8 protein-coding genes and 3 pseudogenes are annotated in these 11,315 nt (G+C 58.8%); 3 read left to right on the top strand and 8 right to left on the bottom strand.

Going from position 1 to position 11,315, the window contains the following annotated elements:
* Positions 1-170: 170 nt before the first annotated feature.
* The 3 genes and pseudogenes from BM222_RS37945 to BM222_RS41610 form a co-directional block, all read right to left on the bottom strand.
* A pseudogene (locus BM222_RS37945) lies at positions 171-1,282 on the bottom strand (IS110 family RNA-guided transposase).
* Positions 1,283-1,691: 409 nt separating this feature from the next.
* Positions 1,692-2,675 (bottom strand): hypothetical protein, encoded by a 984-nt coding sequence (locus BM222_RS37940; RefSeq protein ID WP_092239744.1) that lies wholly within the window; start codon positions 2,673-2,675, stop codon positions 1,692-1,694.
* 734 nt (positions 2,676-3,409) lie between these two features.
* On the bottom strand, positions 3,410-3,550 hold the full coding sequence (locus tag BM222_RS41610; RefSeq protein ID WP_177243715.1) for a hypothetical protein: 141 nt from the start codon (positions 3,548-3,550) through the stop codon (positions 3,410-3,412).
* 458 nt (positions 3,551-4,008) lie between these two features.
* Between BM222_RS41610 and BM222_RS43590 the strand changes: the two are divergent.
* Positions 4,009-4,260 (top strand): annotated as a pseudogene (locus BM222_RS43590) (TIGR02391 family protein); the annotation flags it as partial.
* Positions 4,261-4,502: 242 nt separating this feature from the next.
* On the opposite strand, the gene BM222_RS40685 reads toward BM222_RS43590, so the two are convergent.
* From BM222_RS40685 to BM222_RS43585, 3 genes and pseudogenes are all read right to left on the bottom strand, one after another.
* Positions 4,503-5,303: a hypothetical protein gene (locus tag BM222_RS40685; RefSeq protein WP_143106186.1), complete on the bottom strand. Its 801-nt coding sequence runs from the start codon at positions 5,301-5,303 to the stop codon at positions 4,503-4,505.
* Between the two features lie 288 nt (positions 5,304-5,591).
* Positions 5,592-5,847 (bottom strand): annotated as a pseudogene (locus BM222_RS42660) (DUF2285 domain-containing protein).
* 287 nt (positions 5,848-6,134) lie between these two features.
* Positions 6,135-6,401, bottom strand: a complete 267-nt coding sequence (locus tag BM222_RS43585) for a hypothetical protein (RefSeq protein ID WP_502691004.1) — start codon at positions 6,399-6,401, stop codon at positions 6,135-6,137.
* On the opposite strand from BM222_RS43585, the gene BM222_RS43580 reads away from it, so the two are divergent.
* A complete protein-coding gene (locus tag BM222_RS43580) occupies positions 6,333-6,470 on the top strand; it encodes a hypothetical protein (RefSeq protein WP_502691003.1) in 138 nt (45 codons plus the stop codon). The two genes, BM222_RS43585 and BM222_RS43580, sit on opposite strands and share 69 nt — an antisense overlap.
* Positions 6,471-9,392: 2,922 nt before the next feature.
* On the opposite strand, the gene BM222_RS37900 is transcribed toward BM222_RS43580, so the two are convergent.
* On the bottom strand, positions 9,393-9,698 hold the full coding sequence (locus tag BM222_RS37900; RefSeq protein ID WP_092239739.1) for a hypothetical protein: 306 nt from the start codon (positions 9,696-9,698) through the stop codon (positions 9,393-9,395).
* A 628-nt stretch (positions 9,699-10,326) separates the two neighbouring features.
* Here BM222_RS37900 and BM222_RS42945 point away from each other — a divergent pair.
* Complete coding sequence (locus BM222_RS42945; RefSeq protein ID WP_283810295.1) at positions 10,327-10,449, top strand: hypothetical protein; 123 nt, start codon at positions 10,327-10,329, stop codon at positions 10,447-10,449.
* 255 nt (positions 10,450-10,704) lie between these two features.
* Here the strand turns inward: BM222_RS42945 and BM222_RS37895 are convergent, their stop codons facing one another.
* On the bottom strand, positions 10,705-11,313 hold the full coding sequence (locus BM222_RS37895; protein WP_092239738.1) for a hypothetical protein: 609 nt from the start codon (positions 11,311-11,313) through the stop codon (positions 10,705-10,707).
* Positions 11,314-11,315 lie beyond the last annotated feature (2 nt).

Raw genomic sequence — 11,315 nt, 5'->3', positions numbered from 1 at the left:
TGCGGCCACCGCACGGCTTGGCCTTGACCGGCCCGAGCACGGCGGCATGCTGCCGTGGAACGGGACTGCATTCCTGGCTGGCACTTGCCGTCAGCGGCGGTTATGGTTGTCGGGCGCGGGCGACCTCGTGGCGAAGCGTGACGCGTCGGCTGCAAGCGTCACCGGACTGCCTATTTTGTCCTGCCGAGCTGAGGCGCCCGCGCGCCGAGTTTTGGCCGCCGCGGTTTCCATTGCGACACCAATCGTTCGTAGTTTCGCTCCGCCTGGGCGGCAATCAACATCTCACGGTCGCGCAGCGCCTTGATGTTGTAGGCATAGGCTGGTCCACGCCGGCTGCCCTTCTGTTGCGGATGTCCAGCTTGAAGTTGCATTGCGCGGGTCTTGTTGGCGACCAGCGCCGGGCGCGCCCACAGGTAATCCTCGCCCTTCGTCAACAAATGCCAGCAGAGCACCGTGAGCTTGCGAGCCACGGCCACCGCGGCGACCTGATGGCCACGCCGGGCGCGGATCCGTACGAAAAAAGCATGCAATGGACCGGGCGCCTTGGCCGCGGCCCAGGCAGCCTCGACCAGCATGGCGCGCGCGTGACTGCGGCCGATCTTGCTGATGCGACCGTGATGGGCGGCTCCCAGTCCCGACTGCCGCACCCGCGGGTTCAGCCCGAAATAGCTCACCAGCTTCTGCGGGCTGTCGAACCGGCTGATGTCGCCGATCGCCGCCACGACGCCGGCGGCAACCGCCAGGTTGACGCCGGTGATCGTCATCAATCTGTTGACCGCGAGATCGTCGATGGCGTCCTGCGCGATCTCGCGGTCTAGCAGAGCCAGGTCTTCCGCCAGCCGATCAAGCTCACGGACGTGCCGATCGATGGCCGTGCGCTCATCGTCCGGCAGCTGTTGAGCGGCCAACCACGCCCGGCCGCGGGCGTTGAAAAGATCGGCATGCGGGCACTTCGGGATTAGGTGCGCGTGCAGGATCGAAGGTACCCGGCCGCCTGCAGACTGGCGAGCGTGCCGGCATCGATCTTGTCGGTCTTAACGTGAGCCTGGGCGATCGCCTTCACCTGCAGCGGATTGGCGATAATCACCCGTGCCACGAACGGCGCCAGAACCCGCGACACCGCCATACTGTTGGCAGTCGCTTCGACCACGACCTCATCACTGGCCAGCAGGGTCTTGCCAAATCCCTCCAGCGCAGTCCGCGTCATATCGATGCGGCCCGCATGTCGGAGCCTGCCGTGCTCCCAAAATACCACCTCGCCGAAAGTTCGGTGGACGTCGATGCCAATCACCCGTCGCATTCGCACCTCCTGCCAGACATATGACGGGAGCTGCGGGCGACACGACAACTACGGATTCGCGCTCCCAGCGCAACCGGGCGAGTCGCAGAGGCGGCCAGCTACTAACTCGAGCTCTCGGCTCATCGAATATACATCGGCCTGCCCGCACTTCGTGCTCCCGGTGCCTCTGTCCCGATGGTTAGTTCGACTCGCCGATGACGAGCGCCACGCTCTTCGAATAGAACTGAAACTCTCGATTCCTTGTATCGAGACCGATAAGTTCAGACGGACCAAGGGCCGAACTTTCGTATTCGGGTTTACGGCTGCAATCGGCCCATGAAGGGTTGGAGACGTTCGTCACCAGGAACGCCAGCATTCCGCACAACATGGCACGGTTTGCAAACATCGACTATTAGTCCTGATCGTTTCTGTAGATCGGATTCAACTCCATTGTGTCCTGGCCCTCGAGCGTCTGGCCAAATTCACTGAGAGAAAGATCGGGAGAAATCCCAAGAAACGACGGTCCGCGGGACCGATTTTGAACGTACAGTCCCTCAACAAGTTCCCGAAGATTCTTGTCCTTGGCCTCAGAATCCCAAAGCTTCGGGTCGAGCATATAGCCAGCGTTCAATATCTTTTGACCAACCGAATATTGAACCCCGCAGTCTGGCTTGAGCCCGTCGGATAAAGCGGGACAATACGATTTGCCGTCTTTATTCGAAAAGAACGCAAACCCGTATCCTAAGCCGTGACTGTTTCTGTTTTGCGAATACTTGAATCCCGCAATCTTCTCGAGCGGGGGCTGGCTGTCGCTCGATAATTCCGCGCCTTTCTCATCCAAGAACGAGATGAACACGACGGCATGTCCGGTCCCGTTCGTGCGGTTCAGGTTAATAAAAGATCCCGGTTTCAATTCCGAAAACTTCGCGTGCCGTCCCACGCCGAACGTAACCAGGGCGTCCGCCGTCCCATACGAGTCCAATTTCGGATCGACCCAGATGTGAGAGCGGATGTCGGTTGCCCGCATTCGATTCCAACCGTCGACGGGCAGTTGCGTATATGGCTTTGCGTCCTTGGCCTGGTCGACGTAAAGGTTTATGGCAGTGATTATTACTTCGGCAACTGCGGCAACGCACATCGTTTTGGGAGGAGAGGTCGGCTTAACCTTTCCCGAGCCATAGGGAATTTCATGGGTGTAGGCCCGGCTCATATCGTACCCAAGCCCCGCGAAATCCGCCTTCAGGACGGAAACAGCCTGCATCACGTATTTGTTGAAATCATCCGCTGCTTTTGAACTCGCACTTGTTTCCACGAGCAGTGCAGCGGCAAGACAGATCAATTGGAACAGGCATTTCGGATAAAGCGCCGTCTCCCGGCGCGCGCGCTGATTGGACATTTCTACTGCCCCAAATGTCAGTAGTCATTTCTATTGAAAACACTCATAGGCTGCCCCTGCGATGGAGAGCTGTCAACGCTCTTACGCGCCCGCTCACGCTCAATTCCTGCGTTTGAGCCACTTTCTTTGATGGACTTCGGCGCCACAGATTTCCTGGCTTTGGGTCATTGGACTCAGGACTTCTCCGGCCGCAAGTCCGAGCGCGGCTATGTTTGTCATGCGCCCGCTGGTCGGGTACCCCGGTCGCCCGCCAGCCGGCCATCCATTCTCCTGACATGCTGGGAAGCGCCCTTCCGACGATGACGGCTACTGGCGCGAGGACGTTGAGCCGATAGCCCTGAAGCTCCTCGCTGCGCGGCCCAAGGCTTCAGAATAAACCGGCTTCAGAAATTCGTAGAACGAGTCGCCTCCGGAGAAGGTCCGAGCCGCGCTGCGTACGTGCTTGATCCGGCGAAGCTGCCTGATTGGGACCATGGCTTTAAGTGGTATGTCGTTGATGACTTCATGCTGGGCGAAGCAATCCTCGCGAACGCCACCAATCGAGTTTTCTTCGCAGCACTGAAAAGCGGCTGCGTAGTGGTGCCCGAGACTTAATTCCACAGACTGACCGCTTTCCCCGTGGGACGTCCCGATGGTCGGGCGGTAGCCCGCGGCGTGCCAAAGACTGGTTGGACGAACTTGAAATGCTCCGGCCGCAGAACGTCCGGGCGAGGCTGGCGCACCTCCATTTGCGCCTACTTGGGATGCGCGATCGTCCAAGCCGAGTCGATCGCCGCGCTCGCCGCGGCGACGGTCGCGGCCAGCGCTGCGAAGCGGGTCCAGAAGACTTGTCCGATTGTGGTGCGGTGTTTCGAAAGCCTACCGCCGTCGGTCATTGCCAGGCGAGCCATTCCTGCGCGAAGCCGATCGTCATCACCCTCACCAAGCCAATCGCGATGGCCTCGTTGGGGCACTTTGGGGGGACCAACCACAGTGTTGGTGAACGCCTCTAGCTCAAACTGTCGCTGGGAGGACGGTATGCTGCGGAGCACTTGAAAGCCCCAGTTAATCGAGGTCGAGCGCCAATAGCACCTCGGCATCAGGGACACGATCAGCTAGGTTGATTGGCTAAGACGGTCTCCGTCGGTGTGGCCTGTTTCTATTTGTAACCGCATGAATTCAGCCGCGAGCTTCACCGCGGAAAGCACGTATATCGCGGCATGTACGACGGTCCCGCTTTTGAACCGGTGAAGGCAGTTGGGGTGAGCGCGCGCGAAGCGGCGAACCGTACGGCCAAGGAAGCCGGTACAGCGCTGATGCGCAAAGCCTTCGACTACGAGCTTGGACCCCTCTCGGTATGAGCACGGAAGAGGCGGAACGAGAGGCTAGGACGTACCTGTTCACCGGCGCGATCGGCTCCTACAAGAACCCTCATTCGCATCGCAACGTAGCTCTCGACGATCCGGATGAGGCTGCGGAAATTATCCTGCTCGCGAACCAACTACTGACGGATCGTCGACGCCCGCTCCGAAGCAATCGCCTAAGGCACGGCCGCGGCGAAAGAGCTCGAACCAAGGTCCGCGCGGTTCCTCCAGGCGAAGGCTGACGAAGCAGCAGACCATTCGCCACCCAATTCATGCAGCGGTACGGATGGACGTGGCGGGCGAAGACCCGTTCGCCACGCATCTTTCTGATCCAGTCGGCTGACAAGTTGCTGATCGATTCTTTGAACCGATCGGTCTCACCAACGCGATCTACCCGGACCTTCCGGCGGAACGGGCCGCAGATCTTCAGGACGGTGTTCTTCGACCAGACGTTCGCGAAAATATGATCTGAACGCGCGCGCAACTATGCGCGCGGCTCCGGTCGGCGCAAATCCTCTGGATCGGAGGCCCTTTTCAGTCTTGACGTCACTTCGGTCAGAGCAGAGAGCGCAGCCTGCAATTGGTCGGGCTGCGAACCGAGCGTTTTCTCAAAATGCTGACGCTGCTGTTCTGTGGCGCGATCGAGGGAGGAGCCATATATCGCCGCGATCGCGATCTCCTTGGCCAAGCGCGTATAGCTCTGCCATATGAGATAGAACATCAGCGGCGGGACCTCACGGTTCGCAAGCATCGTGGAGGAGCGCGGCCCCGCACCTTCGATCGCCCACCATTGCTGCGCAAGCACCACGAAGCGCCGGAAGTCTCGCCCCGTTCGACTGAACTTGTCGGGAGCGACGCCGGCGAGGAAGGCACAGTGATCGAGCCAATTCAGGCCCGCGACGATCGCAGTCGGATAGTCGACAACAGGAACGCCCTTGAAGTCGACCACAGTTTCTTCGTGCGGAGCCTGCCTTAGAAAAGCATCCATCATTTCCGGCTGAAGCACGGCACTAACCAAAAGCTCTACGTCGCGCCTCGGCACCATCACAAAATAGCGACACGCCTCAAGCCGTGTGTGTTCCCAAATTGCCCGAACATTTCCGTCGACGTCATTCAGGGTACGGCTGCACGCCGGATAGACAAGTCGGCCTTCATCGGTTTCTTTCAAGTACCATGGAAGTAACTGGTCGAGAGCCGTGAGCAGCGCCAAAGGTTCGAAGAGCTTACCAGCAGCCTCTTCGATCGAAGGCAGATCCTGCTTCTTTGATCGTCGCCATCCGAACATCTTAGCCGCTCTCGTCATGCAGCGCCCAAGGCTGATTACAACGGGGATTGCCGAGCCTGCAAGACCGCCGACTTCCAGCCTTCGAACGGCTCACACATCGCCCGAATTGGTTAGTGGGTTGTTAACCGGCGATCGGTGGCCTTGCCGTCACTGGAGCGTATCGCTGCCTAATGCCAGCCCCCAGCCACAGGCAGCGTAGCGTAGAATGGCCAGCGGCGGCTGACACCCCCGCCGGCCGTCTTCACTGCCCTTACCGTTCGAAGGCCCGCCGCTCAGCAGTTGACCATATCAGCTGTTAGCCATCGATAGCGCGCGCTCAAGATGGCTTTCGAACGCCTGCCGAGCCCGATCAGGCTCGCGGTCTGGATCGAGGCTCATGACACCGCGATACTTCGCCCCAGTCAGCGCTTTCGGCAGCAGCGTCCAGCAGGCGCCAATACGTGATCATGTGCTCTTCGTCATACATGGTAAGATCGAACCCGGACGGCGCCAAATCGGCGACAGCTGGGGTGAGGAGAGGTTGCATTGGCCTGCTTGCGAACATGGCTTGTGACACCAGGATATTTCCCGGTCTTTGTGTGAAAGACGTGACCGCCGGCCGTAAGGACGTCGCCTCCGAACTCCACACGCACGAGCCACAGTAGCGTGCCGCCGGCGCGGCCCGCAATGACTGCCTCCGTTAGCATTGCGGTGCTCCGGCGGCGATCTTCGGATATGTCGAACTACGTCGGCTTCGCGCCCGGCGGTGCAGAAGGAAACCGCACGGCCTTCTAGCAAATACCTTACCGCGGCTGCTCGATAGTTTACGACTGGACGCGTCACGCGCAAGAATCATGGCCGCATCGAGATGGCGCTGAAACTCGCACAGTTCTTGGCCGCGAGGGAGCTTGCGGGCTTCGTCTTCGAGGCGCGGCCATCAATCGATCCAAAGCAGATCCGCTCACGGATCGCCAACGGCGAGAAGGTGCTGCTGCTCGCCCGCCAAGCGTTGGCAAGACCCACTTGCCGATAGCGCTCGGGCGAGAGGCGATCCTGGCCGGTCACACGATGCATTTCACCACGGCGACGACGCTGGTCGCCGGCCTCGCCCAGGCGCATGGCCGGCGGACAAGAAACTGCTCGCGCTCTCGCGTATTTTCAGGCGCTCCCCAGGCAGTCCGCCGGTAATAGATGTGATCGCGATCTTAGTGGGCTGCGGAAGACTTGAGGCGTTTGGCGTGAGGCTGGGATTTTTGGTCCTCCAGCCAACACGCAACATGGTGCCAGGTTTGGCGGGGCAGTGCCAGCGCCCGCATGAAAGGTGGCCGATGTCGCGAGGCCTAAATGCCGCAGCAGGATCTCTCCTAGGCGACCGTGACCGCAGCAAGGCCTAAAATCACCTCGCGGTTGATGCCGAGATGGAGGCGATAGAGCCACCAGATTGCGCAGCATCGGTCGAAATCGGAGAGTGCCCGAGCGCGCTTTATTGCTGCTACGACCCGCGCTATTGGCTTCATGACAGGTCTTAACTGGAAACCTGAACGTTTCGAGGCTAGCGCTCCAAATTTAGTGAGTTTTTGGTCGGTAGCGGCCCGTTGTCGCGCGGATGCGTCAGCAAGGGATTGAGAGCTAAGGTTCAGGTTTGCCATGGTGCGTCTCGAAGCTTGGTGGGACCACGCATATGTGCATCCGACCTTTCCGTAACCTTACGATGCGAGTACTGCTTCCCCAAACGCCCAGATCTGGTAGCGACAATTGAAAGTACTCTTATGCGATAGTTACCGCGGTGGCGCGCCTTAGTCCTCAGGCCCCGATGCTGGCGCATTGAACCAATCGGAGCTGATGGCGTTGTCTGCACCTCGGAAAATCCGGTAGGCTCTTGCGGCGGGGCCCAAAGCCATGTGATATCGCCTCAACTTATTCGCGCCTGATGAACCGCCCCTCGCGGGTAGCCGTTATTTGGAGACGGTGATCCACTGCGACTTCCTGCCGCTGTGACGATGCGGTCAAGGAATGTGGTATTCGTCATTTGAACAACTCGCCGGCCGACACTTAGCCGACTGGACACGCGATCTAGGCAGGGTATACGGCAAAGCTGCCCGCCCACAGCACTGGTCCGGTACGGACGACGCCACGTTGCGCAGCCTGACGCGGCTTTCACGAATATTGAGGCCAAGCGAATCCGAATTTGGCGCGCATCACCCACTCTCTGAGGACGATCCTTCCACTGAACAGACGACCCACGCATTGTCATGCTGTGCGCATACCCTGCTCTAAGACCAATTTCCTGGTCGCAATGAAGGGGGTCGTTGAAGTCTGTACTTGCCCCGCCTATGCCGCAGAGGAAATTGTTTGTGCCAGGCTTTGCGAGCAATCGGTTTCATGCTGCGCGCGCTGATGGGGCGGTCAGCGGCGTCAGTGAACATGGTCAGCATGGCCACAACAGCTGCTGTTCGTTTGTGAATTGCCGCACTTTTTTTCGTCAGCTTTTGGAAAGCTAGCGTGGGTACAGAGCCCCCGGGGTTAGCGATGCGTGGTAGAGACAGCGCCATTACCAGAATGGGACAGCGCCGAGTCACGTTCCTGCTGACCTCAATCTGCAGCGCAGGCGCGGCAGGGACAGCGCCGATCCAGTCCCAAAACCGACCGGGGCCGAGTCGCGCCCGCGCTGCTTCCGATGCCCGAGAAACGAGCCTGGTAGCCGCTGTCATGCTTATTCAGGCACAGACACCGGGACGGCTTGTGCCGCGGGAGATTGACGGCCAACGCCTTAGGGCGCACAAAATTTTGAGACCTTCATCGTCGTCCGCTCCTCCCAGCCGAGGGGATTCGGCAGCAAAAATTCTAGCCAAAAATGGTCCAGTTTGCCGGCCTCAAATCACAGCCGTTCAAACAGTCTTTGGCTGGGATAGCGCTGCAGGCCGACGAAGTTCTTTACGGAACGACCGAGCGAGAGCATACGATCGCCGGTCTCGGGATGAACACGAACAATCGGATGTGCCGTTTCGTATATCGTTCCGGTGGATACGCCACACCAAGGCCGCTTGCTGGCTTCGGTGGTCCTCTCTGTCGCAGTTAGATCAGATACGCCGAAGCTCACAGCCCAGAGATTATCTGCGAGCATCCGCAGGGGATCGCGCCTTTGCGCTCTCAGACTGCAAGCCGCAGATCCTTTGCCGCCAACACGCGCCCGCCACGTTGCGATGCTGCAGAAAGTCTTCAGCCTTGGTCCGGTAATCTCACCGATCACACCGTCTATCGCAAACCACTCCCCTTTCGCGGCGGTGTGTTAACAGCACGGCGGTCTTAAATGTGAAGAGCATCACCACGATTGCTCAATTGTCCAGCTAACCTTAAAGCGGCCAACATCGGCTAAATTGTCTGGGCGGGCTTGCAAGTGTTGACGCTTGTCCCATCCGGCGCTTACGCACCCCGTAACCATCTCCGTAAACACGCGCGGCTCTTCCTTCGTTGTCGACTCGTCAATACGATGGAAATCGAGAGCGGTGCCCGCGCAACATGCTGACGAGGCAGGCCCTGGACCCCATCGCCTCAGTCTTCCGGCAGTGCGGCGCGGCAATCAGGATGGAAGGCTTCCCATCCAGATTGTCGCGCTATACGGCAGCTATGAGCGCGACCCTGCACCCATGATCGGCTGATTGTCTGGCCACCATCTGCGGGTAGCAGGCTGGAGATCGTCGAGTCGTACACGGCGCCGCTGAATTGCCTCGACCACCGAGCGGGACTGCGGCATTTGTGAACGGCACGACTTTCTCCGATGCGCTTCTCCGATGCGCTTGGGGCATCTCAAGCGTTCACGCTCAGGACTTCGAGATCAATCCACGAGCGCAACTATCCAGCGGCTGCCCCAGCTGCGATAGAGTCGATCCGCCACCACGTCCTCCAATGCTGCCATTCGAAACACATCTCGCCCTTCGAGGACGCCGGTCCGCCGCGAATGTCAAGCACAGCCCCAACTAGTCGCCGGCCTTGTCTCGGGGAGACACAGGAGCGCCCCCGCAGACCCAGCGTGCAACTAAAATCCAGGCGATGGGCGGGCGCCGTCAGAGTAGCCTTCCACTGGTCCACGTCAGCCACTCGCAATGGCGGTTAATGCTCGAGTCGATCTAACTCTCGCAACAGCCGATGAAGGAAGTCGCTGGCGTGATTGTATTGAGCGCCGCCATCAAGGATCTGATGAGCAAGTGGCGATACTATATTGCCAACAGCCTCCGAGCCAATCAGCTCGGTCCGTGACGACCACAACTCCAACAGCCCGTCGGGGATGTGTTCGCTCGATCCAAATAGTTTGAGAAGGCGGCCTTCGGCTATACTGTTATGATCATGGTGGGCCTTGGTCGCATAAAAGGCGAACAACCCACGGAAGGCCTCACGGGAAACCGAAGGCTTTGCCATCGCAATGTCCCCCACAGAATGTTCAAAATGAATTCGCGATATCTCGAACTGAACGGAGGCTATTCCCTCAGAATTCGCACAGGAAGAAGATTCTACAGCAGACCGGGGAAAAGCGGCAAGCCCTTAATCCATGTTAGATGGGGCTCACTGCCCGTGGCTTTTATCGATCCAGCTTTGTTCATTTAAGCTCAGCTGCAGCCGAACAACCTGCCACGCAAGTGGCTAAGACTTCGGGCGACAAACCGGGCCCGCTTTTCCAAGGTCTTCGATGAGTCAGAGCGCACCATCAGTGACGACCGTCCACGCGGGAGATTGAATCAGCTCTATGGACGGTTCGACGGTTCTCGGGTGTGCCGCTGGTCTTTCGCGGTTTACCGTGAGCAGAGCCGAGGGCCTTGCTGTCGCCTTAGACCGGGCGCACGAGTGCGAGACATACTTCGACGAGAAACTAGACCACGCGTGAGCGGGGTCCGCTGCGTTGCTAACAGGATGGAGGAGGCGCCGCCGGTGCGAATATGGAGCCGCCTGCGTGGCTCTCTTCCTTTCGTCAGCTTCACCTGCATCGCTTCCCAACCCGCTCTAAAGCAGTAAGAAAAAGAAATACCATGCGATTCCGTTCCGATCAGCCATGGACGAAAGCCCAGCAGCGAAGGAGGACGCCATGGGCTGGCTCGACAATCTGTGGCTTGGCCAAAAGGGCACCAAGCTCGCAGGTTTTCTCGCCTCGCCAAAGAGACGCAATCCAGAGTAGCTACTGCTTCCCGAAGCGGCTAACAACCGGCGGGCGGTATGTTTCCAGCCCTCTTCCGACGAGGATGTGAACTATCCAGAGCAACTTCAGCGAGATGCCGGCGGAGCGCGGGACTAAGCACCGTCTGAGTTCTATGCAACATTCTCTCTGGAGCTTTGCGGCTAGACGCGAGAATTTGCAGAAATGCAAATTTCAAACCCCCGCCCTACCGAACCTGAGCAGAGAAATTTGGACGCGCAGAAAAGAAACGCGATTCTAAAGCTCAAACATCTTTAAATTTGAAACCCGCGCAAATGGCGACCGTACAGCGATGGCTACATGCGCTCCCTCGAAGAGCCAAGAGTTTGGATACAAAGGACCGAGTTCTATGAATGCGCCGCGCACAGTCTCGTAGGCGACGTTGTTCTGAAGTTTAGAAAGTTCTATAGCCTTCTCGATTACCTGGAAGTCAAGCTCGTTGCGTCCGTAATCTTGCCAGTCCCCTTTGTAGCCTGCCCGAACTTGACCCAAGTGCAGTTCGAAAGGCTTTTGGCTGATCTGCTTGCCGGGGTTCGACTTCCACTCCGCCTGCAGGGTCCGGTGCGCATTCCTGACCAGACTTTGAAAAGTGGACCTCGTGAGATCAAGGCAGGTACTCAGATCAATCTCTGCCCTAATTATTGCAGCGCTGGTTGCTGCCTTCGCTGCTCTATTTGACGCCCAGTGCGTTGCTGCTTCCACGTTGTACTCGAAAAAATAGATGCCTTGCCCAAGCCATCTACTCACCTTCCCGGAATCCTGCAGCGGTCCGGCGAGCAGCTTTTCCGCTTCATCAACCGTAGTCCCGTGATAGCCCACCACCACGCGCGGCTTGCTTGCCATCATGC

The sequence above is a fragment of the Bradyrhizobium sp. Gha genome (genome assembly GCF_900113735.1).
GTDB lineage: Bacteria > Pseudomonadota > Alphaproteobacteria > Rhizobiales > Xanthobacteraceae > Bradyrhizobium.
The sequence above is the reverse complement of the archived record's forward strand: the minus strand, read 5'-3'. Positions and strand labels throughout refer to the sequence as shown.

Coding starts and splice junctions, on each gene's coding strand:
- BM222_RS41610 (WP_177243715.1), bottom strand. CDS start 3,550: ATGACCGACGGCGGTAGGCTTTCGAAACACCGCACCACAATCGGACAA.
- BM222_RS37940 (WP_092239744.1), bottom strand. CDS start 2,675: ATGTCCAATCAGCGCGCGCGCCGGGAGACGGCGCTTTATCCGAAATGC.
- BM222_RS42945 (WP_283810295.1), top strand. CDS start 10,327: ATGGACGAAAGCCCAGCAGCGAAGGAGGACGCCATGGGCTGGCTCGAC.
- BM222_RS37895 (WP_092239738.1), bottom strand. CDS start 11,313: ATGATGGCAAGCAAGCCGCGCGTGGTGGTGGGCTATCACGGGACTACG.
- BM222_RS37900 (WP_092239739.1), bottom strand. CDS start 9,698: ATGGCAAAGCCTTCGGTTTCCCGTGAGGCCTTCCGTGGGTTGTTCGCC.
- BM222_RS43585 (WP_502691004.1), bottom strand. CDS start 6,401: ATGCGCCTGGGCGAGGCCGGCGACCAGCGTCGTCGCCGTGGTGAAATG.
- BM222_RS40685 (WP_143106186.1), bottom strand. CDS start 5,303: ATGTTCGGATGGCGACGATCAAAGAAGCAGGATCTGCCTTCGATCGAA.